Source organism: Brucella sp. (assembly GCF_032066345.1).
In the GTDB taxonomy this organism is placed as follows: Bacteria; Pseudomonadota; Alphaproteobacteria; order Rhizobiales; family Rhizobiaceae; genus Brucella; species Brucella pseudogrignonensis.
The window spans coordinates 40,830-64,704 of sequence record NZ_DAMBKZ010000024.1; the positions used below are offsets into that span (position 1 = coordinate 40,830).

Below are 23,875 nucleotides of genomic sequence, written 5' to 3' on the forward strand. Positions count from 1 at the left end.
AAACTCCATTGGGGATATGAATTAGATCTGGCCTTTGAAAACCCGCTTCCAGAGCGGGTTGAAGCCAATGCGGTAAACGAGCTCTGCCGGACGCTCGACGCTCCAGATGGCGAGATCCGCGTCCTTGCCGACCTCCAGCGTGCCGGTCTTGTCGAGCACACCAAGAGCACGTGCTGCTTCGCGGGTGACGCCTGCAATGCATTCATCAACTGTCATACGAAACAGGGTTGCGCCCATGTTCATGGTGAGCAGAAGCGAGGTAAGCGGCGAAGTGCCGGGATTATTGTCGGTGGCCAGCGCCATCTTTGTGCCAGCTGCGCGGAAAAGATCGACCGGCGGCTTTTGCGTTTCACGGATGAAATAATAAGCGCCGGGAAGCAGAACCGCGACGGTTCCGGCCTTTGCCATGGCAGCCGCGCCGTCAGCATCGGTATATTCGAGATGATCGGCGGAAAGTGCATCATATGAAGCGGCAAGAGCTGCGCCATGCAGATTGGAAAGCTGGTCTGCGTGGAGTTTGACCTGAAGGCCGTGCGCCTTTGCAGCATCGAAAACGCGGGCGATTTCATCCGGCAGGAAGGCGATGCTTTCGCAGAACCCGTCTACTGCATCGGCGAGATTTTCGCTCGCAATAGCAGGCAGCATTTCGTTGACGATCTTGTCGATGAAAGCCGTTTTGTCGCCATTCATTTCCGGCGGCAGGGCATGAGCGCCCAAGAAGGTCGTACGAATAGCAACGTCGCGTTCATGCCCAAGACGCCGAGCCGCACGCAATGACTTTGCTTCGCTGTCCGTATCGAGGCCATAACCCGATTTGACTTCAACCGTCGTCACGCCTTCAGCAATCAGCGCATCAAGGCGTGGCAGGGTTTCACGGACCAGATCATCTTCGCTGGCCGCACGCAGGTTTTTAACAGAGGAAACAATGCCGCCGCCCGCGCGCGCAACTTCTTCGTAAGTGGCACCATTCAGGCGCAGCTCAAATTCATGCGCGCGATTGCCTGCGTGGACCAGATGCGTGTGACAGTCGATCAGACCGGGCGTGATCAGGCGGTTTTCGCAGTCAATCTTCTCAAGCGAGGCATATTCAGCGGGAAGATCAATTTCTGCGCCGACATAAGCGATTTTGCCATCCTTGACGGCAATTGCAGCAGCTTCGATCAAACCAAGTCCATCTGCCTTTTCCGATAGAGTGGCGATGCGTGCCTGCGTTAAAACGAAGTTTGATTTCTGTGTCATGAGCGTTTTCTCGCTTCCCCTGGTTTTCAATAATGTATATACATATTAACGGAACCGCCAAGAGAAAAAATGCATCCAATCGCGATCTGTTGAAAAACGGGTGTGCAAATTGGGCGGAATGAGGAGCTTCATCGAATGTCAGCCGCAGTCCCAACAACGCAATTTATCCATGCTGGTCAGGCGCTTTTGCAGACGGGCTGGGCAGAGGATGTGCGGCTTGGTTTAGCTCAAGGAACAATTGCTTCTGTGGAGATTGGCGTTGAAGCCAAACCGGGAGACGAGCGCTATAAGGTGATCGTAGCGGGGATGCCAAACCTCCACAGCCACGCGTTTCAATATGGCATGGCTGGCCTTGCTGAACGGCGCGGCCCATCGGCTGACAGTTTCTGGAGCTGGCGCGAGATCATGTATAAGTTCGCGCTGACCATGACGCCGGAACAGGCGGAAGCAGTCGCATTGCGGCTTTATGTCGATATGCTGGAAGCCGGTTTTACACGCGTCGGTGAGTTTCATTATCTGCATCATGCTCGCGACGGCACGACTTACAGCAATATCTCGGAAATGGCGGACCGCATTGTCTCGGCAGCGCAAACGGCTGGCATCGGTCTGACCTTGTTGCCGGTGCTTTATGCGCATTCGAGTTTTGGCGGTGCCGATCCCAATGAGGGACAGCGTCGTTTCATTAACGATCAGCAGAGTTTTGCGCGCCTGATCGAGGGTTGCGAGAGGGCTCTTTCTGGCTTCGATGGTGCTGTGCTTGGCGTGGCGCCGCACAGTTTGCGTGCTGTCACCCCGGATGAGCTGACATTTGCAGCAAAGCTGTTGCCCGGCGCGCCAGTGCATATTCACATTGCCGAGCAGGTTAAGGAAGTGGAGGACTGCATTGCGTGGTCCGGACAGAGACCTGTTGAATGGCTGCTTGACCATCAGGAATTGTCGGCGCGCTGGTGCCTTATCCACGCAACGCACATGAGTGACACGGAAACTGTGCGTATGGCTCAGGCTGGTGCGATTGCCGGTCTTTGTCCGGTTACGGAAGCCAATCTCGGCGATGGCACGTTCAATGCCACCGTGTTTGATGCCAATGGTGGCCGTTTCGGCGTTGGGTCCGATTCCAATGTGCTGATCGGCATTGGCGATGAGTTGCGGCAATATGAATATTCGCAGCGTTTGCTGCATCGAGCGCGCAATGTGCTGGCGAAAAACGAAGGCTCGACCGGACGCGCCTTGTTTGATGGTGCATTGGCGGGCGGGAATATTGCTATGGGTCGCGAAGGCGATGGTTTGAGACAGGGTGCTTCGGCAGATTTTGTATCGCTTGATGTTGAGCGTCTGCCCCATGCAAAGGGGGATGCGGTTCTCGATGGCTGGATTTTTGCCGGTCGTGCGCGTGCCTCTGATGTGTGGGTGCGCGGCGTGAAACAGGTGGAGGGCGGACATCATCGCTTGCGCGATGCGGCAGAGCGTGCTTTCCAGAAAGCAATCGGCGAATTGCTGAACTAATAAATGGGGCGAGCGGGACGTGCAGGACAATCCATCCGGAAAAGACGAGCCGACATTATCGCTGCATCAGCGTATTCTGGATGATATTGAAACGCGCATTATTTCTGGCGAATGGCAGCCCGGTCATCGCATCCCGTTCGAGCACGAGCTTACCGAGTATTATAATTGCTCGCGCATGACCGTGAATAAGGCGCTAACGCAGCTGGCAAAAGCCGGTCTGATTGAGCGGAAGCGCCGTTCGGGCAGCTTTGTTTCTTTCCCGCAGTCACAAGCCGCGATTCTCGAAATCCATGATATTCGCGATGAGGTCGCAGCGCTTGGGCAGCCTTATCGTTTTGAGCTGCTGAAACGAAACGAGCGGTTGAGCGGCCCCGCCGATGCGCGTCATATCGACATGCCGCGACACACGCCGCTGGTCGAACTAGTTTGCCGTCATTATGCAGGGAAGCGGGTCTTTGCGCTGGAAGAGCGCATTATCAGCCTTGATGCCGTGCCGAGCGCGGGAGAGACCGATTTTGCAGAGCAATCACCCGGCCCTTGGCTTGTTTCCTGCGTGCCTTGGAGCAATGCGCAGCATTCCATCCGTGCGGTTGTCTCAACCGAGGAAAACGCTGCGACGCTTGGCGTGCCTGCCGGTTCGCCTTGTCTTGTCGTTGAGCGCCAGACGTGGAATGCCGATCAGCCGGTGACGCATGTACGCTTCACTTATCCGGGCGATAGTCATGCGCTGGTGGCAAAATTTACGCCGTCGCAGAGCTAAATTTAGCGATGTAATGTAACGTTATTACGCTTTTGGAGGCTTCGCACATAGTGGCCGCTAAAATGATAATGCGCAGAATCCCTTGGACCACTTTCCGCATAATGTGATTCATAGAGAAGTTCTGGTTATGTATAATGCCAAAACTTCTCTATCTGTTTGTTTTTACGCACTATCTTACGCAAAACCGCTTCGTACTTTTGCTGGAAATGCTTAAGAAAAAAGCCGCCGCAGGGGAAAGCGGCGGCCAAGTTGCGGCTCGATCTGGGTGGTGATCAGGCCGCGCGTTTAAGCGCATCTCCGATCATGGAAACGATTGTGTCGATCTGTTCTTTTTCCACGATGAGCGGTGGCGAAAGCGCGATCACATCGCCGGTGACGCGGATCAGAAGACCCTTCTTGAAGCAATCGACAAAGACATCGTAAGCGCGTGCGCCGATGGCGCCTTCGCGTGACGACAGTTCGATTGCGCCAACGAGGCCGAGGTTGCGGATGTCGATGACATTTGGCGCGCCCTTCAGCGAATGAAGCGCGTTCTGCCAATGCTCGGCCAGCTCTGCGCCGCGGGTCAGAAGACCTTCTTCGGCGTAGATTTCAAGCGTGGCAAGACCGGCAGCACAGGCGACCGGATGACCGGAATAGGTGTAGCCGTGGAAGAGCTCGATGGCGTTTTCCGGGCCGGTCATCAGCGCGTCATGCACTGTGCGGCTTGCAAAGACCGCGCCCATTGGAATTGCGCCGTTGGTGAGGCCCTTGGCGGTGGTGACGAGATCAGGCTTTACGCCGAAATAATCGACAGCAAATGGTGTGCCGAGGCGTCCGAAGCCGGTGATGACTTCGTCATAGATCACCAGAATGCCGTGCTTGTCAGCGGTCGCGCGGATGCGTTCGAGATAGCCCTTTGGCGGAAGCACAACACCGGCAGAGCCGGACATTGGCTCGACGATGACGGCGGCAATCTTTTCTGCGCCGTGCAGCTGAACCAGACGTTCCAGATCGTCGGCGAGTTCAATGCCGTGTTCCGGCAAGCCCTTGGAGAATGCATTGCGGCCAATATCGAGCGTATGGCGCATATGATCGGCAGGAATCTGCGGAAAGACGCGGCGGTTGTTGACGAGGCCGCCGACAGAAATGCCGCCGAAGCCAACGCCGTGATAGCCTTTTTCACGACCGATGATGAGGGTACGGGTGCCCTGACCAATGGCACGCTGATAGGCGATAGCGATCTTCAGTGCGGTATCGACCGATTCCGAGCCGGAATTGGTGAAGAACACGCGATCAAGCTTGGCATCCGGGCCACCGGGCGCAATGGCTGCGAGCTTTTCAGCAAAATCGAAAGCAATGTTGTGGCCCATCTGGAAGGTCGGCGCGAAGTCCATGGTCGAGATCTGGCGCTCGACAGCCTGGGTGATCTGCTTACGCCCATGACCGGCATTGCAGCACCAAAGGCCAGCCGTGCCATCCAGAACCTGATGGCCGTCGACATCAGTGTAATACATGCCCGAAGCGCTTGCGAGCAGGCGTGGGGCGGCCTTGAACTGGCGGTTCGCCGTGAACGGCATCCAGAAGTTATCAAGACTTGGCGCGTTGGTGTTGTTAAGCATTAAAACCTCCTATTTTGAGAGCAGGAGGCCATGCATTATCGAAGGCAACAAGTCCTTTTCTTCAGAAATTTAAGCTATTGAAATTATGTGCTTTGAAACGGAAGTTTGTGATATATCGAACATCATAAACAATAAGGGGAACCGTCGATGAGCATCGATATCGGAGGCAGGCTTCGCTATGTGCGAATGCGGCAGAATCTGTCTCAGCGAGAGCTTGCAAAACGTGCTGGCGTGACCAATTCCACCATATCGCTGATCGAAGCCAATCAGTCCAATCCGTCGGTTGGTGCATTAAAGCGCATTCTGGATGGAATTCCTATCGGAATGGCCGAGTTTTTTGCGCTTGAGCCGGATGCGCCGCACAAGGTCTTCTATCAGGCGGATGAACTGGTGGAGATCGGCAAGGGGCCGATTTCTTATCGACAGGTGGGCGACCACCTCTTTGCCCGTTCGCTGCAAATCCTCAAAGAGCGCTACGAGCCGGGATCGGATACCGGCAAGGTTCTGCTCATGCATGAGGGCGAGGAGGGGGGCATCGTCATTTCGGGTCGCATCGAAGTGACGGTCGGTAGCGAGCGCCGAATCTTGGGGCCGGGCGATGCCTATTATTTCTCAAGCAAGCTGCCACATCGGTTCAAATGCGTGGGGCCAGTAGCCTGCGAAGTGGTGAGCGCCTGCACACCACCGAGTTTCTGATGTGTCAGCCAAAGCGCCTATAGTGGCACGACCCATGAGCGCTTGATCTGCTGCATCGGGATTTCGGATTTTATGTTCCGAACGCCCTTTATCTTGCCGATATATTCCATCTGGAATTTTCTGAAACCTTCCAGATCAGGCGTAATGACGCGCAGCAGAAAATCGCAATCACCTGCCATCAAATGGCATTCCACAATCTGCGGCAGCTTTTCAATCGCCTTCACAAAACTTGTGACCGTCTCTTCGTCCTGGCCGGTCAACCATATGCGCACATAAACGGTGAAGCCCATTCCGAGCTTCGCAGCATCGACCAGTGCGACATAGCGTTCGATGAAGCCTGCATCTTCCAGCTGCTTCACCCGGCGAAGGCACGGGGATGGGGATAGGCCAACACGTTCGGCAAGTTCGGTGTTGTTAATCTTGCCTTCCTGTTGGAGCACCCGAAGGATGGCACGATCAATTGCATCAATTGATGTTGGCATTATAATGCGCCTAATGACAAATTGTTGATATTTACAGCCAATATTTTGTGTATAGAGAGTGTAAAAGCAACAATAATCTGCGCGAATTGACGTATTTTCCCGGTTCGGAATGAGCGCATTGTTGCTCTTCAAAAAGGAAATAGTTGATGCGTAGTATGGATTTTGTCGAGGGGCAAAGCGGCGTCTCCCGGCGATCTGAAGGCCTGCGTGGCCTGCGGGAAGCCATTCCCGTCTGTCTGAGTTTTGTTCCGTTCGCACTGCTCTTGGGCGCACAGGCCACACAAAAGGGGCTGAGCCCGGTTGAAGTGCCGATGATGACCGGCCTGAATTTCGGCGGTGGTTCGGAATTTGCTGCCATTGGACTTTGGACGTCGCCGCCGCATATCCTGCTGATTGTCGCGATCACATTTCTGGTAAACAGCCGACATTTCCTGATGGGTGCAGCGCTTGCGCCGCTCATCAAGCATTTGCCGAAGCGCAAGGCATTTCTGGCGCTATTCTTCATGTGCGACGAGAGCTGGGCGCTTGGTCTTGCCGATGCGCGCAAGTCGGGAAACCGCTTCAGCATTCGCTATTATTTTGGAGCCGCACTCGGCCTTTACGCAACCTGGATTGTCTTCACGACTATAGGTGCGCTGGTTGGTCCGGTTCTGGGTGATGTGAAACGCTTCGGTTTCGATATGGCGTTTCCAGCAGTCTTTATCGTTATCCTTGCCAGCATGTGGAAGGGACCGGTTGCCGCTGTGCCATGGCTGGTGAGCCTCATCGTTGCGGGCGTAACCTATCTGAGCGTTCCTGGCGCCTGGTATGTGCCAGCTGGTGTTGTGGCGGGTCTTATCGTGGCCTGGAAGCAGGCGAAGCCAGAATGATGATCGACCCTATTCACGCTCTGACCATATTGCTGATGGCGACGGTCACTTACATGACCCGCATCGGCGGTTATATTTTCCTGCGCAATCGCACTCTGAGTCCGCGGGCGCAAATGCTGCTGGAAAGCGCGCCCGGCTGCGTGCTGATTAGCGTTATCGCGCCGGAGTTTTTTACCGGCAAACCAGCGGATATGATTGCGCTTGCGCTGACAATTGCCGCCGCAACGCGGTTTCCTATGCTTGTAACGGTCGTGGTGGCAATCGCATCAGCCGGGCTTCTGCGCCATCTCATTGGCTAGGGCGATCTTTGTGCGCCAAGAGAAAATGCCTATGCGGGGAAATCAGTCCACTGGACTGATTTCTGGTTTCGCTTCCTCGCCACCGTGATTTATGCGTAGCGCGCGATACTAAGGTCGTCGGCACGGATATCCGGCTTATTGCCGGAGATGAGGTCGGCGAGCAGCTTGCCCGAGCCCGGACCCATGGTCCATCCAAGCGTACCGTGCCCTGCATTGATAAACACGTTGTCATAGCGTGTTGCACCGATGATCGGCGTTGAATCCGGCGTCATTGGACGCAGGCCAGACCAGAAGGTAGCAGCCTTGAGATCACCGCCCGGGAACAGGTCGCTCACCGAGAGATCAAGCGTTGCGCGACGTGCAGCAGGCAGGTCTTTGGTGAAGCCGGAGACTTCGGCCATGCCGCCCACACGGATGCGATCACCAAGGCGGGTAATGGCAATCTTGTAGCTTTCATCAAGTACGGTCGAGACAGGCGCCAGCTCTTCATTGATGATTGGAGCGGTGATCGAATAGCCTTTGACCGGGTAGATAGGGGCATTCAGGCCAAGCGACTTGACCAGAGCGGGCGTGTAGCTGCCCAGCGCCACAACATAGCGATCAGCCGTCAGAACACCTTCCGAGGTTTCAACGCCCGACACCTTGCCGCCAGAGATCAGCAGCGATTTGATGTCGACGCCAAAGCGGAATTTGACGCCGAGACCTTGGGCGATTTTGGCCAGTTCATTGGTGAATTTAAAGCAGTCGCCGGTCTCATCATGCGGCAAGCGCAGGCCACCGACGAATTTGTCTCTGGCGCGGGCCAGAGCAGGTTCAACCCGCACGCAATCTTCGCGGTCGAGCACTTCAAACGGCACGCCGTCCTGACGCAGAACTTCGATATCCTTGCCGATGCCGTCGAGCTGATACTGCTCGCGGAACAGCTGCAAGGTGCCCTGTGTGCGCTGGTCATATTGAATCCCGGTTTCCTCGCGCAGAGCGACAAGGCAATCGCGGCTATATTCGGCCACACGAACCATGCGGGTTTTATTGACCTTGTAGCGGCTCTCGGTGCAGTTTGCGAGCATTTGCAACAGCCAAGCGTACTGCTTCGGATCTGTGGTCAGGCGCAGAACCAGCGGCGCATGTTTCTGAAACAGCCATTTGGCAGCTTTCAATGGAATGCCGGGTGCTGCCCATGGCGATGCATAGCCCGGCGAAACCTGTCCGGCATTGGCGAAGCTGGTTTCCAGTGCAGGGCCTTCCTCGCGGTCAACGACAGTGACTTCATGGCCAAGCTTGGCCAGATAGTACGCGCTGGTGACGCCGATGACGCCGCTGCCGAGAATGGTGATCTGCATGTTCGCCTCTTAATTATTATGCTTTTGTTTCAGATGCTGCGCCATCCACGTAAACACGGGCATAGCGGTGGCCTAACGAAGTCAGGATTTCATAAGGAATGGTGTCGCAATCGCGGGCCACATCTTCGAGCCGCTGATGCGGGCCGACGAGTTCAACCAGACTGCCAAGCTTGATTGCGCCTTCCGGCAGGGCCGTTATATCAAGCGTGATCGAATCCATCGAAACACGACCGACAATCGGCAGGCGCGTATCACCATAAAAGGCGGAGCCCTTGTTGCTCAAAGCGCGGAACCAGCCATCGGCATAACCGACTGCGATGGTTGCAATCCGCATGGGCTTGCTTGCTACGTATGTGCCGCCATAACCGACTGCCGCACCCTTATCGATATCGCGCACCTGAATGACGCGCGCTGATAGCTCAAGGACCGGCTTCATAGGATTTTCGCCCGTTTCAGGGCCGACGCCATAAAGGGCCACGCCCGGGCGTGCGAGATTGAAGTGGTATGTGTTATCGAGAAAGCAGCCGCCGGAATTTGAAAATGCCACCGGCATTTTTGGCAAACGTGCGAGCGCTGCATTCATGGCCGCAAGCTGACGGGCATTGGCCGGGTTTTCCGGCTCATCGCCGCTCGCCAGATGGCTGATGACAAATTTGACGTCGATATGGTCCAGAAGATGCTGGTCATCGACCAGTTGGTCGAGTTCTTTGGCCGACAGGCCAAGACGCGACATGCCGGTATCGATCTGTAGCAGCGCAGGCAGTTTTTCTTTCAAGCTTGCGGCAAGTGCCGACCAGTTTTCAATCTGCTCCAGCGAGTTGAGAACAGGCAGGATTTTCTCGCGTGCGCAGACAGCTTCCGTACCGGGCTGAAGGCCGTTCAGCACGTAAAGCGTCGCATCTGGATTGAGAAAAGGGCGGAGCGTAATTGCTTCGCCAAGATGGGCGACGAAGAAATCGCGGCAACCTGCTTCATAAAAAGCCGGCGCGACGCGGTTTGCACCAAGACCGTAAGAATCAGCTTTCACAACAGCGGCTGTGCGGGTTGGCGCAATGCGCTTAGCGATGGTCGAATAATTGTGGCGCAGGGCTTTGAGGTCGATGGTTAGAACGCCGCCTGCGGCGAGGTCTCGTTCAGTTTGAGAAAAATGCATCGACATATCGGTCATTTCCAGTGCACTCGGTTTGTTGGTGGGATGCCTGGAATCTAATCCGCTTCCTCCCAAAAGCACATTGCTTCGATGTCGGGTTTCGGCGACTGGCGGATCGCTATTCCTTGCCCCCAAAGCAATAGCGATAATGATAGTCGAAGACTATTCGAATGTTTTTGCATTTTGTCGTAGATTATGCGAATTTTTGCATGATTTACGCACTTATTAGCTCATCATTCGAAGAATATTCATGGCGACACTGGATAGCATAGACCGCAATATCATCCGTTCGCTGCGGCGCGATGGCCGGATGACGAACAGCCAGCTTGCCGCCGAAGTGGGGCTTTCACAGTCGGCCTGTCTGCGGCGGGTACAGATTCTCGAAGAAAGTGGCGTTATTCGCGGATATACCGCGATTGTTGGATCTTCCGGCGGGGATGAGCGGCTGGTGGCGATTGTTCGCATCACGCTGGACCGGCAGACGGAAGAATATCTCAACCGCTTTGAAGAGGCGGTGCGTCGCCATCCAGAAGTGCAGGAATGTTATCTGATGACGGGTGATGCCGATTATATTCTGCGGGTTGAGGCGGAAAATGCCGCTTCCTATGAAATCATTCACAAGGAAATTCTATCGCGGCTGCCGGGTGTTGCGCGCATTCATTCGAGCTTTGCAATCCGCACAGTGCTGCTCTCGAAAGCGCCGGCGTCACGGGCATAGAAAAAGCCCGGCATTTGGCCGGGCTTTTGATTTCTTAGGACGGCTGCCGCTTAGCGGAATTCGTAGCGAAGACCGGCGCGGACCGTATGGATGTTGAAGCCATTGTCCTTGGCCTGTGCGCCTGTTGCGCCCGGACCTTCGGAGTTGCCGTAGGGGTTTGTGCTGCTGTCTGCGGCATCATAGCCATAGGCTTTGCCACCGTTGATGCGCAGATAGCGATAGCCAAGGTCAAACTTCAGCTGCTCGGTGAGGTCGTAGCTCACACCAGCCATCAGGCCCATTGCAAAACGCCAGCTGTCGAGACCGCCTTTGTCTGACTGGTAATCGCAATTGCGGGTTGTGAAGTCAGAGCATACCTGACGTGTATCCCAATTGCCATATTTCACATAGGCAGCACCCAGACCGGCGCCAAGATAAGGCGTGACCGCTCCAACCTTTGGCAGATCGACATAGGCATTGGCCATTGCCGTCCAGATATTTGCCGTCGATGCGTCTTCATAATGGCAATTATCTTCTACCGGGTTGAGGCCGTGGGCGCTCTTTACGTAGCTGGTGCAGTTTGTACGGCCGTTAATATTGGCGCGGAAGAAATCCAGCGTTGCGTCTGTGCGGAACATTTCGTTGAAACGATAACCGACGCCGACGCCGTAGGCTGCGCCACCTTTCAGTTTGAAGCTATCGTATTTCAACGTGTCGTCGATGCCGCGATAGGGTGGATTTTCCTGGTTCCAGAAATCCCATTCACCATCGGTTTTGTTTTTGAAGTTGTAACCGATGTCGCCACGGATGTACCACCCGGACGCCAAAGGAGCAGGTGCCACAACGACTGGCGCTGGCTCCTCTAGAATAATGTCAGCTGCGCGCGCTCCGTTTGCACCGATCAACATGCTGCATGTCATGAGCGCTATAGCGGAAACATATTTCATCTACCCAACTCCAACCGAAATAATTGCGGTTCCCGAACCGTTGGAAAAAGATGGTAAATGAATATGCTTAAGCTATCGTTACTTCTTATTAGCGAGCACTAAACTTGCGGTAGTATTTATCTTGAGAAGTGTCGTCTAACCGGGAAAGAAAAACCCGGCCTGAGCCGGGTTCTGCAATCTTTACTTGAAATCGACTGACTGTATGACGGACTGGTCGATATCGTTAATGTTGCGCTTGCCGCAGAGAGCCATCGTGATGTCGAGTTCTTTGCGGATGATCTCGAGAGCGAGTGTAACGCCTTCCTTACCCATGGCGCCAAGTCCGTATAGGAACGGACGGCCGATGAATACGCCCTGCGCACCCAGTGCGCGCGCTTTCAGAACATCCTGGCCTGAGCGAACACCGCCGTCCATATGCACTTCGATCTGATCGCCGACAGCGTCGACAATTGGCTTGAGCATGGAGATGGACGAGACAGCACCGTCAAGCTGGCGACCGCCGTGGTTGGAAACGATAATCGCATCGGCACCGGATTTTGCGGCCATCTTCGCGTCTTCAACGTCGAGGATGCCCTTGAGGATCAGCTTGCCGCCCCATTGTTCCTTAATCCATGCAACATCGTTCCAGTTCAACTGCGGATCGAACTGCTCTGCCGTCCAGGAGGAAAGCGACGACAGGTCGGTAACATTTTTCGCGTGACCGGCAATGTTGCGGAAGGTGCGGCGCTGCGTGCCCATCATGCCCATGCACCAGCCTGGACGGGTTGCCATTTGCCAGATGTGCTTTGGCGTGAACTTTGGCGGGGCGGAAAGGCCGTTGCGCAGATCCTTGTGGCGCTGACCGAGAATCTGCAGATCAAGCGTCAGCACCAGAGCCGAGCAACCGGCAGCTTTCGCACGGGTGATCAGGTTTTTGACGAATTCGCGGTCTTTCATCACGTAGAGCTGAAACCAGAATGGCTTCTTGGTGACGGATGCCACGTCTTCGATGGAGCAGATGCTCATAGTCGAGAGGGTAAAAGGAACGCCAAAAGCCTCTGCCGCCTGTGCCGCAAGCATTTCACCATCTGCGTGTTGCATACCGGTTAGGCCGGTTGGGGCGAGGGCCACAGGCATTGCGACCTTTTCGCCAACCATCGTTGTTTCAAGCGAACGATTGGTCATATCGACCAGAACGCGCTGGCGCAGCTTGATCTTGGCGAAATCGGTTTCATTGGCGCGATAGGTTGATTCCGTCCAGGCACCCGAATCTGCATAATCGAAGAACATTTTCGGGACGCGGCGCTTGGCCAGTCGCTTCAGATCGGCGATCTCGACGATGTTAGGCATTCTCCCACCCCTTGTGGTCAGTTTTCTTTACCAATCGCATGACGGATTGCGCGGCTGAAATCAAGAGTGAACCCGCATGGAATAACAATTGGCTCGCGCTAATTTGATGGTTTGCGAAGTGCAACTATACTATCGGCTTATTTCTGCAGCTGATATGGCGATTGTCAGAAATTGCCGCAAAGATATTTTACGACAGGGGTGCGTCGCATTTGGCGCCCTAATTATTTGTATTCACGCGCATCCTCTCCGAAAATCGTTTCGCACTTTTCGGGATGCGCTCTAGAATACTGCATCGTAGTACGACATTCATTGGGTGCAGCGCGTTATGCAGTCGAGGATAGCAAGATGAGCAAGGCTTCGGAAACCCGATTTATTGGCAAACGATCAAGTGCCGCTGGCGGATGGGGCGCTTTGAAGAGTTGCGGCAAGCAGTTGCTGGCCAGCGGTGCGCCATTGACTGGCGCGCGTGCTCTTCTGAAAGCCAATCAGCCCGATGGTTTCGACTGCCCCGGCTGTGCCTGGGGTGATCCGGAACATGGTTCGTCTTTCGAGTTTTGCGAAAATGGCGTGAAGGCTGTTGCCTGGGAGGCAACCGAACGACGCACGACGCCAAAGTTTTTCACTGAACATACAGTTTCCGAGCTGCAATCCTGGACGGATTATGCGCTGGAGAACACTGGTCGTCTTACACATCCGATGCGTTACAACGCGGCAACCGATAAATATGAAGCGGTCGAATGGGACGAAGCCTTTGCGGCCATCGGCGGCATTTTGCAGGGTTTCGATACGCCGGATCGTGTCGAATTCTATACATCGGGTCGCGCCTCCAATGAGGCGGCATTTCTGTATCAGCTTTTTGTGCGCGCCTATGGAACCAACAATTTCCCTGACTGTTCCAATATGTGCCACGAGGCCAGTGGTGTTGCTCTGAAGCAATCGGTTGGCGTTGGCAAAGGCACGGTTCTGCTTGAGGATTTCGAGCAGGCTGATGCGATTTTCGTGGTCGGTCAAAATCCCGGCACCAATCATCCGCGCATGTTGGGTGATCTGCGCCGCGCAGCCGAACGCGGTGCGCAGATCGTTGTTTTCAATCCCGTTCGTGAGCGCGGGCTGGAGCGGTTTGCCGATCCGCAGAACAAACTTGAAATGATGCATGGCGGCAGCGAAGCCATCGCCAGCGATTATTACCAGCCGCGTCTGGGTGGCGATTTGGCCGCCTTCCGCGGAATGGCCAAGGCAGTATTTGCGGCCGATGATGCAGCGCTTGCGGCTGGAGAGCCGTCGGTTCTGGATCGCGAATTTCTGGCAGCGCATACGGCAGAATTTGAAGCTTATCGTGCGGCTGTCGACACAACTTCATGGGAAGCGATTGAAGATCAATCCGGTCTTCTGCGTCAATCGCTTGAACATGCCGCTAGCATTTACATGAAGGCTGGTCGGGTTATCTGCACATGGGCGATGGGCATTACCCAACATCGTCATTCTGTAATCATGATCCGCGAAATCACCAATTTCATGTTGCTGCGTGGCAATATAGGCAAGCCGGGCGCCGGGCTTTGTCCGGTGCGTGGACATTCCAACGTGCAGGGAGATCGCACGGTCGGCATCAATGAGCGTCCGTCGACTGCATTCCTTGATGCCTTGGAAAAGGAATTTGGTTTCAAAGCGCCGCGTGAGCCCGGCCATAATGTGCTTGGCGCGATTGGTGCCATGCTTGATGGCTCGGCAAAAGCTTTCATCGGCCTGGGCGGTAATTTTGCGCGTGCAACACCTGACAGTCCGATGATTATCAAAGCACTGTCCGGCCAAAGACTGACTGTGCATATCGCAACCAAACTCAACCATTCGCATCTTTTGCCGGGGCAGGATTCCTTTATCCTTCCATGCCTTGGCCGCACTGAGATTGATCTTAACTCCAAGGGCGTGGCGCAGATTGTCACCGTGGAGGATTCGATGAGCATGGTGCATGGATCGGGCGGTATCAATCACCCAGCTTCGCCGCTGCTTCGTTCGGAAGTTGCGATCATTGCCGGCATGGCAAATGCGACATTGGGCCCAAAGCCGGTTGACTGGCTGGCACTGGCCGATGATTACGATCTGATCCGTGATCACATCTCACGGGTATTGCCGGACTTCTACGACTTCAACGCGCGCGTTCGTGTGCCGCGTGGTTTCCATTTGCGCAACACGGCGCGAGAACTGGAATGGGCAACACCGGCTGGCAAGGCTACGTTCTGGAGCGGTGCGCTGCCTGAAGCTGTCGAGCATCAGCAGGCACGCGGCAAGCCGGGGCGTTATGTGCTCCAGACATTCCGCAGCCATGACCAGTACAATACCACGATCTATGGCATGGATGATCGTTATCGCGGTGTCTATGGCGAGCGGCAGGTGGTGTTCATGAACCCTGCCGATATGTCGGATATTGGTGTTGAAGCCGGAGATCGGGCCGATATAGTCGGTGATTTCGAGGACGGTGTTGAGCGCGTGGCTCGTGATTTCCGCTTTGTCCCTTATGATATTCCGCGCGGATGCATTGCGGGCTACTACCCGGAAATGAATGTGCTTGTACCTTTGGCAAGCGCGGGTGACGAAAGCTATACGCCAACATCGAAGTCGGTCATTGTTTCGTTCCGTCCGGTTCAGGCGGTTAACGCAGCTAACGCCTGATGGAAGAAGCTGAATATATGGCATTGGTCGATGCGCTGGAGGCTGCATCGGGCAAAGTCTCACGGCTCGGCGCGGGAATTATTGCTGCGGCTGCACTGGACATTGCCAAGGATAGCCGCAGTTTTTCTCGCATACTTGGCGTTGCTCACGCTCTTGTGCTGAGGGAGGTTATTGTACTTGAAACCAATGGTGGCTATATCACGGTCCGGCAACGCGATGTTCGGACACAGCGCACTTATTATCAGTTAAACGCTGCAGGCGAGCGGCTTGTCGAAGAAGTCAGTTTATAATTATTTTGTTTTATTGTTTTTGATTTAGAGCGCATCCCGAAAAGTGTGAAACGCCTACGCGGGGAAATCAGCCCACTGGACTGATTTCTGGTCCCGCTTCGATCGGAAAAGATGCGCGTTACAGCAGATGATTAGAGCACCGATCTCATTTAATCAGATCGGAACGCGCTCTAAGCTCTTTCGCGAAGCTATTTGAGAGACGCATTTCTATATGCGAATATGATGATTAATAATGTTATTAAAGCATGCTTTTCTCAGCATTCTTTTGGCTGCATGTTGTTGTCAAAGAAACCAGTGAGAATCGTATCAATGGCCACAAAATTTTCCCCTCTCGCACAAGCGGGATATGGTGCGCTGAAAGCGATTGCGAGTGTTCTCGTCGTTACGACGATGGTTATGGCTTCAAGCAATTATGCGCATTCCGAAATGAGCGGCGTCGTTCCGGTGGCCGTGACGGAGAGCAAGCTGGTCGACTATCAGCCCAAGCTGACGCTCTCTGGTGCAATTGCGGCACGCTCACTGGTCAATGTTTCTTTCCGCGTCAACGGACAGGTTGTGGAGCGCAAGGTCGAAATCGGCCAGCATGTCGAGAAAGGCGAGCTTCTCGCACGGATCGACAATGCCGAACAGCAGTCCAACATGCGCGTTGCACAGGCATCCAAGGATGCAGCACAGGCGCAGCTTGTGCAGGCGGAAGCAAGTTTCAAACGCCAGCAGGCGCTCTTGGCACAAGGCTTCACCACGCGGTCGCAATATGATCAGTCTGAGCAGGTGTTTCGCACCGCTCAAAGCACATTGATGAATGCGGAAAGTCAGCTCAGTAATGCGCGTGACGAGCTTTCCTATACCGAGCTTCATGCGCCGGTTTCAGGTGTGCTGACTGCTCGCAATATCGAAACCGGTCAGGTGGTTCAGGCTGCGCAAACTGCATTCTCGATTGCCGAAGACGGTCCGCGTGATGCCATCTTTGATGTTCAGGAAACGCTGGTCAATTATGCCAAGATCGGCATGGACGTAACTCTGGCCTTGCTGTCTGACGATAGCGTTCGGGCAGAAGGGAAAATCCGCGAAATCTCACCGGTGGTCGATGCACAGACGGGTACCGTGCGGGTGAAAGTTGGCATTGCCGATACGCCTGAGCAAATGGCCCTTGGGGCAACAGTGACAGGCACGGTTCATATGGAAAACCAGCAGGTCGTGATCCTGCCATGGAGCGCCATGACGTCCGATTCAGGTCGCACGGCTGTTTGGCGCGTAGCAAAGGACACGCAGGTTGCAACGCTCGTTCCGGTCAAGGTGCTGGCCTATGAAAAGGAACGGGTGATTGTTGCGTCTGGTTTGAATGTTGGCGAGCTGATCGTGACCAAAGGCGCGCAGATGCTGCGATCCGGTGCTCAAACCGAGATTATAAAGGGTCTCGAAAAGGCGGACGCACAATGAAATCGACGATGAAGTTTTTTAGCTGCGTTGCCATTGTTGGTTCGCTTGTAACGCTTGCGGCCTGTGGCAAAGATGACGACAAATCATCGCAAGCAGAGCCCGCCCGCCCTGTTCTTTACACGATTGCAACGCCGAAGCCTGCAATCCAGACCAGCTTTGCTGGTACGATCGAGCCGCGTTATTCGACTGATCTGGCCTTCCGTGTTCTGGGCCGCATTATCGCGCGTCCGGTTATTGTTGGCGATCTCGTCAAAAAAGATGAGATGGTTGCGATGCTCGATCCCTCCACGCTCGATCTTTCGGTTCAATCTGCCAAGGCTGATCTCGCAAGTGCGGAAGCGCAATATGCCAATGCCGCTGCCAGCGAAGAGCGTCTGCACATTTTGCTCAAGGGCAACAACATTTCTCAGGCTGATTACGATGCTGCCAAACAGTCGCGTGACAGCGCACAGGCGGGGCTTGAAAAAGCACAGGCTGGATTGCGCAAAGCGGAAGATCAGCGCGGCTATGCCGTGTTAAGTCCTGATTTCGATGGCGTCATCTCTGCAACCAATGCCGAAGTGGGGCAGGTGGTCGCTGCCGGGCAAGCGGTGATGACAGTTGCGAGACCGGACATTCGTGAAGCGGTTCTCGATATTCCCGACAGCATGACCGAGTATTTTGTGGCTGGAACGCCGTTTAACGTCCAGCTGCAGGCTGATCCGACCGTAACCGGACAGGGTACGGTGCGGGAAGTCGCCCCGCAGGCGGACGCGCAGACGCGCACGCGCCGGGTCCGCATTGCACTTGAAAACCCGCCGGAGGGTTTCCGGTTGGGAGCGACGATAAGGGCAGGGCTTGCAAGAGCGGAAAAAGATCATGTGCTTTTGCCGATTCAGGCCTTGCTTGAAAAAGACGGAAAGACCGAAATCTGGGTGATTGACCCAAAGACGCAGACTGTAAGCCTTCATGACATTCAGGTTGTTGAGCGTCGCAGCGACAGTTTTGTAGCCAATAATGTCGAGGTCGGCAGCTATGTGGCAACGGCTGGCGTGAACGAGCTCAAAGAAGGGCAAAAAGTCCGTTTGGATGCGAAAGGAAACAGCCTGTGAAAAAGGGTTTCAATCTTTCTGACTGGGCTTTGAACCACCGGTCGCTTGTCTGGTATTTTATGCTTGTTTTTCTGGTCGCGGGGCTTATCTCCTATCTCGACCTTGGCCGGGCGGAAGACCCGGAATTCACGGTGAAAACCATGGTGGTGCAGGCCAACTGGCCCGGCGCATCCATCGACGAAACCATGAACCAGGTCACAGACCGCATCGAGAAGAAGCTCGAGGAGCTTGATACGCTCGACTATACGCGCAGTGTGACGACGGCGGGTAAGTCCGTTGTCTTCGTGTTTTTGAAAGATACCGTGCGCAAAGAACAGGTGACAAAAGCCTGGTCCGAAGTGCGTCACATGCTTGACGACATCAAGCCTAATCTGCCGGAAGGCGTTTACGGCCCATATTACAACGACAAGTTTGGCGATGTGTTCGGCAATATCTTTGCGTTTACCGCCGATGGCTTGTCGATGCGCCAATTGCGCGATTACGCCGAAGATGTTCGCACCAAAATTCTGACTATTCCCAATGCCGGTAAGGTTGAGCTGATCGGCGCGCAGGATGAGGCGATCTATCTCGAATTCTCGACGCGGCAGGTGGCAGCCCTTGGCCTCGACCAACAGGCCATTCTCAAGGCGCTTCAGGATCAGAATGCGATTACGCCTTCGGGTGTTGTGCAGGCCGGGCCGGAGCGGATCAGCGTTCGTGTGAGTGGGCAGTTCAATTCGGAAGCCGATCTCAGAGCCGTCAATCTGCGCGTGAATGACCGCTTCTTCCGTCTTTCCGATGTGGCGACGATCACGCGCGGCTATGTTGATCCACCGACATCGATTTTCCGTGTGAACGGCCATGATGCGATTGGCCTTGGCATCGGCATGAAGCCAAACGGCAATCTGCTCGAATTTGGTGAAAAGCTTGATGCCTTGATGGAGCAGGCGAAGGCTGAGTTGCCGGTTGGCGTGAATGTCTTCAAGGTTGCCGATCAGCCGGAGGTCGTGCAGGACGCGGTGTCAGGGTTCACACAGGCGCTGTTTGAAGCGGTTGTCATCGTTCTCGCCGTGAGCTTCATCAGCCTTGGCTTGCGCGCCGGTTTTGTTGTGTCACTGTCGATCCCGCTGGTGCTGGCTATCACCTTCCTTGCCATGTCGCTGATGGATATTTCGCTGCAACGTGTGTCGCTCGGTGCATTGATTATCGCGCTGGGGCTGCTGGTTGATGATGCGATGATTGCGGTCGAAATGATGGTCGCGCGGCTGGAACAGGGCGATCCGATCAACAAGGCCGCGACTTATGTTTATTCGCACACGGCGTTCCCGATGCTCACGGGAACGCTTGTAACCATCGCAGGTTTTATCCCGATTGGCCTCAACACCAGTCAGGCGGGCGAATATACGTTCACGCTTTTCGTGGTGATTGCTGTTTCGCTGATCGTTTCATGGATTGTGGCTGTGTTGTTTGCGCCGCTTCTTGGTGTCACCTTCCTGCCCAAGAAAATGAAGCATCATGAGGAAAAGCGCAGCCGTTTTTTCGAAGCTTTCTCGAAGACACTGCTTCTGGCGATGCGGCACAAGTGGATCACCATCATCACGACGATCGCTTTGTTTGTGGTGTCCGTGTTCGGCATGGGCTTCATCGAACGACAGTTCTTCCCGCAATCCGACCGACCGGAACTGGTGATCGACTGGACCTTGCCCCAGAACAGCTCCATCGCCGATACCAAGGCGCAGATGGAACGTTTCGAGCAGACCATGCTCAAGGATAATCCGGATATCGACCACTGGAGCACCTATGTCGGGCAAAGTGCTATCCGCTTCATTCTCTCGTTTGATGTGCAGCCAGCAAATCCGTATTTCGGTCAGATGGTGGTTGTCGCCAAGGACGTGGAAGCGCGTGATCGCCTGAAGCAGAAGTTCGACGAAGCGTTGCGCAAGGATTATGTCGGCACCGATACCTATGTGAAATTCCTTGAACTCGGACCGCCGGTCGGGCGCCCTGTGCAGTATCGTATTTCCGGTCCTGATATCCAGAAACTGCGCGGCGTTGCGCAGGACTTTGCCGGTATCATGAGTGCCGATAAACGCTTAGGCGTCGTCAGCTATAACTGGAACGAGCCGGGTCGTGTCATCCGCGTAGATGTCATGCAGGACAAGGCGCGTAAGCTTGGCATTTCATCTAAGGATATTGCGACAACGCTCAATGGTGTTGTGGGCGGTATCAGCATCACACAGGTACGGGATTCCATCTATCTGATCGATGTGATTGTGCGGGCGCAGAAGCATGAGCGCGATTCCATCGACACGCTTCAGAGCCTTCAGATTGCAACTGGCAACGGCAGTTCCGTGCCGCTCGCAGCCATTGCGAATTTCCGTTACGAGCTGGAGCAGCCGGTCGTTTATCGCCGTTCGCGCATTCCAACCATCACGGTTGCAGCTGGTATTGTTGATAAAACGATGCCGGACACGATTGTGAAGGAGCTTGAGCCTGCGGTGAAGGCATTCGTCGACAAGCTTCCAGCGGGTTATTCGGTTGCGACAGCCGGTACGGTTGAAGAAAGCGGCAAGAGCCAGGGACCGATTGCTGCCGTTGTGCCGCTGATGCTGTTCGTGATGGCAACCGTTCTGATGCTGCAATTGCAGAGCTTTCAGCGCCTGTTCCTTGTGGTTGCCGTGGCACCTTTGGGGCTGATTGGCGTGGTCGCGGCACTGCTTCCGAGTGGCAAACCGCTCGGCTTCGTGGCAATCCTCGGTGTGCTGGCGCTGATCGGTATTCTTATCCGAAACTCGGTCATTCTGATCGTGCAGGTCGAAGAGCATATTACTGATGGAATGCATCCCTGGGATGCGGTTGTTCAGGCAAGTCAGCACCGTATGCGCCCCATTGCATTGACGGCAGCGGCTGCAAGTCTGGCGCTGATTCCGATTGCGCGTGAAGTGTTCTGGGGACCGATGGCCTATGCCATGATGGGCGGCATCATTGCCGGTACGGGCATCACTCTGCTGTTCCTGCCAGCACTTTATGTGGCCTGGTTCCGCATCAAGGAGCCTGACGCCAAAGAAGTTGAAACAGCGGTGGAGCCGCAGCCGCAACATTGATATGAGTTGGACGACCCAACCGGAGAATGATTATGCAGACTGCCCCATCCCTGATGCTACAGGAAACCGAACAGTCACCATCTGTGGTGGCGAAACTTCTTGCAGCAGAAGTTGGGACATTTGCAGAGATCGGTCGGCTGTTTGAAAAGTCGCCCACCATGATTACGACAGCTGCGCGCGGCTCGTCCGATCATGCGGCGACTTTTTTCAAGTATCTGATGGAGATTGCCACGGGCATTCCGGTTGCCTCTATCGGACCATCGGTGGCCTCCGTTTATGGCGCGAAGCTGAAACTGGAGGGTGGTCTGCATTTCACCGTGTCGCAATCGGGTGCAAGCCCGGACATTATCGCGGTGCAGGATGCAGCAAAGCGGGGCGGCGCGACGACAGTTGCCGTTGTTAACGTAACAGATAGTCCGCTTGCGAAGGGGGCCGACATTGTGCTCGCCCTTCATGCAGGCGAAGAGAAGAGCGTTGCCGCCACCAAGTCCTTCATTGCATCAGTCGCAGCGCTTTCAGGTGTGGTGGCCGCTGCCAGCAACGATGTCCGGCTGAAAGAAGGTTTGAGCCGCTTGCCGGAAGCGTTGGCTGCTACAAAGCCGGAAGGCCGCGAGGTGGTGGAAGACCTGCTGGTTGAGGCAAAGTCACTGTTCACTGGCGGACGTGGTACGGCCTATGCCATTTCGCTCGAAGCAGCGCTCAAGGCCAAGGAAACCGCCAATATTCATGCGGAAGCATTCTCACTTGCCGAGCTGATGCATGGACCGATGCGGCTGGTGGAAACCGGCTTCCCAATCCTCTCGTTCATACCGCAGGATGAAGCGCTTGAAACAAGCATTCAGGCACTGGGCAGGCTTCAGTCGTTCGGCGCAAACCTTGTCTCGTTTGGTGATGCTTCGGTGCCGGGTCATCGGGTGCCGTCTGCCAGCACCGGCAATGGTCATCTCGACCCGCTGGTTGCGCTCATCAACTATTATCGGATCATCGAGACGGTGACGCGCCGCAAGGGCTACGACCCCGATAAGCCACGTCATTTGAACAAGGTAACGTCGACGGTCTAAAGAATACTCCTACAATTCCAATATTCACGCATTATCGACTTGATAGCGCAATCCGGTCAGTGCATTACGCATTCTGGCATGGCGATCATCACATCGTAGAGTAAAAATCACGATGCCATTGAGCCTGCGTAATGAAGGAAGTCCGATGCATAACTTTGTCCTGACCGTCACCTGTAAATCCACTCGCGGTATTGTTGCCGCCATCTCGGGTTATCTTGCGGGCAAAGGGTGCAATATCATCGACAGCGCTCAGTTCGACGATCTGGACACTGGTCGCTTCTTTATGCGTGTCAGCTTCATTTCCGAAGACGGTGTGGCGCTTGATGTTCTGCGCGAAGGCTTTCAGCCTATCGCAGCACCGTTTGAAATGGATTTTGATTTCCACGACAATGCCCATCGCACGAAGACGCTGCTTATGGTGTCGCGTTTTGGTCATTGCCTGAACGATCTTCTCTATCGCTGGAAAATCGGCGCCCTGCCAATCGATATCGTTGGTGTCGTGTCGAACCACTTCGATTATCAAAAGGTCGTCGTCAATCACGACATTCCTTTCCATCATGTGGCTGTCACCAAAGCCAACAAGCCGGAAGCCGAACAGCGTCTTCTGGATATTGTCGATAATACGGGCACTGAGCTGGTGGTTCTTGCGCGTTACATGCAGGTTCTGTCCGATCAGCTTTGCCAGAAGATGTCGGGCAAGATCATCAACATCCACCACTCTTTCCTGCCGTCGTTTAAGGGTGCAAACCCTTACAAACAGGCCTATGAGCGCGGTGTGAAGCTGATTGGTGCCACGGCGCATTATGTAACCGCCGATCTTGATGAAGGTCCGATCATCGAGCAGGATGTCGCCCGTATCACGCACGCGCAGAGTGCCGCCGATTATGTGTCGATTGGCCGTGATGTTGAAGCGCAGGTTCTAGCACGCGCAGTTCACGCGCATATTCATCACCGTTCATTCCTCAACGGCAACCGTACTGTCGTGTTCCCGGCTTCGCCCGGTTCCTTCGCCTCCGAACGTATGGGCTGATATTGCCGCTCTGACGGCCTGCAAATCGCGTCTTTTTGCGCTTCCGGTGCTCACGTACTTAAGTACGCTGCGCGCCGGTTCTCAAAAGCCACGATTTTCGGCACTTCATAACGACAATCTCGCTAATCGCATGGCTTAGTGAAGCATGGGTCGATGCGTTGTGCCAATTCAAAGTTTAAGCCAATAAAAAACCCCGCCAAAAGCGGGGTTTTCTTTTGATCTATCGTGAGACCGATTAGTCGATGTCGAAGGAAACGCCCTGTGCGAGCGGCAGAGCCTTCGAGTAGTTGATGGTGTTGGT

At 54.7% G+C, this 23,875-nt stretch carries 21 protein-coding genes and 1 pseudogene; 14 read left to right on the forward strand and 8 right to left on the reverse strand.

Features of this window, described 5'->3' with window-relative positions:
• Positions 1-21 precede the first annotated feature (21 nt).
• On the reverse strand, positions 22-1,239 hold the full coding sequence (gene hutI / locus RT142_RS21220) for an imidazolonepropionase (protein WP_313031302.1): 1,218 nt from the start codon (positions 1,237-1,239) through the stop codon (positions 22-24).
• Between the two features lie 135 nt (positions 1,240-1,374).
• Between hutI and RT142_RS21225 the strand changes: the two genes are divergently transcribed.
• From RT142_RS21225 to RT142_RS21235, 3 genes are all read left to right on the forward strand, one after another.
• Positions 1,375-2,742 carry a formimidoylglutamate deiminase gene (locus tag RT142_RS21225; RefSeq protein WP_079212183.1) on the forward strand — a complete coding sequence of 456 codons (1,368 nt, stop codon included), beginning with the start codon at positions 1,375-1,377 and terminating at the stop codon, positions 2,740-2,742.
• 19 nt (positions 2,743-2,761) lie between these two features.
• Positions 2,762-3,502: a histidine utilization repressor gene (gene hutC / locus RT142_RS21230; protein ID WP_064320929.1), complete on the forward strand. Its 741-nt coding sequence runs from the start codon at positions 2,762-2,764 to the stop codon at positions 3,500-3,502.
• Between the two features lie 134 nt (positions 3,503-3,636).
• A complete protein-coding gene (locus RT142_RS21235; RefSeq protein ID WP_171380199.1) occupies positions 3,637-3,774 on the forward strand; it encodes a hypothetical protein in 138 nt (45 codons plus the stop codon).
• On the opposite strand, the gene RT142_RS21240 is transcribed toward RT142_RS21235, so the two are convergent.
• Positions 3,775-5,103, reverse strand: coding sequence for an aspartate aminotransferase family protein (locus tag RT142_RS21240; RefSeq protein ID WP_007876210.1), 1,329 nt, complete (start codon positions 5,101-5,103; stop codon positions 3,775-3,777).
• A gap of 147 nt (positions 5,104-5,250) precedes the next feature.
• On the opposite strand from RT142_RS21240, the gene RT142_RS21245 reads away from it, so the two are divergent.
• On the forward strand, positions 5,251-5,799 hold the full coding sequence (locus tag RT142_RS21245) for a cupin domain-containing protein (protein WP_007876209.1): 549 nt from the start codon (positions 5,251-5,253) through the stop codon (positions 5,797-5,799).
• 17 nt (positions 5,800-5,816) lie between these two features.
• Here the strand turns inward: RT142_RS21245 and RT142_RS21250 are convergent, their stop codons facing one another.
• Positions 5,817-6,281 (reverse strand): Lrp/AsnC family transcriptional regulator, encoded by a 465-nt coding sequence (locus RT142_RS21250; protein WP_079212180.1) that lies wholly within the window; start codon positions 6,279-6,281, stop codon positions 5,817-5,819.
• 155 nt (positions 6,282-6,436) lie between these two features.
• Here RT142_RS21250 and RT142_RS21255 point away from each other — a divergent pair, with 155 nt between their 5' ends.
• Together RT142_RS21255 and RT142_RS21260 are read left to right on the forward strand one after the other, a co-directional pair.
• Positions 6,437-7,150, forward strand: coding sequence for an AzlC family ABC transporter permease (locus tag RT142_RS21255; RefSeq protein ID WP_313031321.1), 714 nt, complete (start codon positions 6,437-6,439; stop codon positions 7,148-7,150).
• Positions 7,150-7,449 carry an AzlD family protein gene (locus tag RT142_RS21260; RefSeq protein ID WP_064322441.1) on the forward strand — a complete coding sequence of 100 codons (300 nt, stop codon included), beginning with the start codon at positions 7,150-7,152 and terminating at the stop codon, positions 7,447-7,449. The genes RT142_RS21255 and RT142_RS21260 overlap by 1 nt, the downstream gene beginning before the upstream one ends.
• Positions 7,450-7,538: 89 nt before the next feature.
• Here RT142_RS21260 and RT142_RS21265 read toward each other — a convergent pair whose 3' ends face one another.
• Both RT142_RS21265 and alr read right to left on the reverse strand, forming a co-directional pair.
• Positions 7,539-8,789, reverse strand: coding sequence for a D-amino acid dehydrogenase (locus RT142_RS21265; RefSeq protein WP_079212179.1), 1,251 nt, complete (start codon positions 8,787-8,789; stop codon positions 7,539-7,541).
• A gap of 16 nt (positions 8,790-8,805) precedes the next feature.
• The gene (gene alr, locus RT142_RS21270; RefSeq protein WP_313031307.1) at positions 8,806-9,957 is read right to left on the reverse strand and encodes an alanine racemase; all 1,152 of its coding nucleotides are present in this window, start codon (positions 9,955-9,957) and stop codon (positions 8,806-8,808) included.
• A 232-nt stretch (positions 9,958-10,189) separates the two neighbouring features.
• On the opposite strand from alr, the gene RT142_RS21275 reads away from it, so the two are divergent.
• Positions 10,190-10,657, forward strand: a complete 468-nt coding sequence (locus RT142_RS21275) for an Lrp/AsnC family transcriptional regulator (protein WP_064320925.1) — start codon at positions 10,190-10,192, stop codon at positions 10,655-10,657.
• Between the two features lie 50 nt (positions 10,658-10,707).
• Here the strand turns inward: RT142_RS21275 and RT142_RS21280 are convergent, their stop codons facing one another.
• Entirely contained in the window at positions 10,708-11,583 is an 876-nt protein-coding gene (locus RT142_RS21280; RefSeq protein WP_007876198.1) for an outer membrane protein, read from the reverse strand.
• A gap of 180 nt (positions 11,584-11,763) precedes the next feature.
• Entirely contained in the window at positions 11,764-12,912 is a 1,149-nt protein-coding gene (locus tag RT142_RS21285) for an alpha-hydroxy acid oxidase (RefSeq protein WP_007876196.1), read from the reverse strand.
• Between the two features lie 345 nt (positions 12,913-13,257).
• On the opposite strand from RT142_RS21285, the gene RT142_RS21290 reads away from it, so the two are divergent.
• From RT142_RS21290 to purU, 7 genes are all read left to right on the forward strand, one after another.
• A complete protein-coding gene (locus RT142_RS21290) occupies positions 13,258-15,579 on the forward strand; it encodes an FdhF/YdeP family oxidoreductase (RefSeq protein WP_313031311.1) in 2,322 nt (773 codons plus the stop codon).
• Positions 15,579-15,869, forward strand: a complete 291-nt coding sequence (locus RT142_RS21295; protein ID WP_409558596.1) for a hypothetical protein — start codon at positions 15,579-15,581, stop codon at positions 15,867-15,869. Before RT142_RS21290 ends, RT142_RS21295 begins: the two co-directional genes overlap by 1 nt.
• A gap of 390 nt (positions 15,870-16,259) precedes the next feature.
• Positions 16,260-17,309, forward strand: a complete 1,050-nt coding sequence (locus RT142_RS21300) for an efflux RND transporter periplasmic adaptor subunit (protein ID WP_313031326.1) — start codon at positions 16,260-16,262, stop codon at positions 17,307-17,309.
• Positions 17,306-18,400, forward strand: coding sequence for an efflux RND transporter periplasmic adaptor subunit (locus RT142_RS21305; RefSeq protein ID WP_313031314.1), 1,095 nt, complete (start codon positions 17,306-17,308; stop codon positions 18,398-18,400). The genes RT142_RS21300 and RT142_RS21305 overlap by 4 nt, the downstream gene beginning before the upstream one ends.
• Entirely contained in the window at positions 18,397-21,483 is a 3,087-nt protein-coding gene (locus RT142_RS21310; protein ID WP_007876187.1) for an efflux RND transporter permease subunit, read from the forward strand. Before RT142_RS21305 ends, RT142_RS21310 begins: the two co-directional genes overlap by 4 nt.
• A 32-nt stretch (positions 21,484-21,515) precedes the next feature.
• Complete coding sequence (locus RT142_RS21315; RefSeq protein ID WP_313031318.1) at positions 21,516-22,544, forward strand: SIS domain-containing protein; 1,029 nt, start codon at positions 21,516-21,518, stop codon at positions 22,542-22,544.
• 145 nt (positions 22,545-22,689) lie between these two features.
• Positions 22,690-23,574, forward strand: coding sequence for a formyltetrahydrofolate deformylase (gene purU / locus RT142_RS21320; protein WP_007876183.1), 885 nt, complete (start codon positions 22,690-22,692; stop codon positions 23,572-23,574).
• 235 nt (positions 23,575-23,809) lie between these two features.
• Here purU and RT142_RS24440 read toward each other — a convergent pair.
• Positions 23,810-23,875 (reverse strand): annotated as a pseudogene (locus RT142_RS24440) (aldehyde dehydrogenase); the annotation flags it as partial.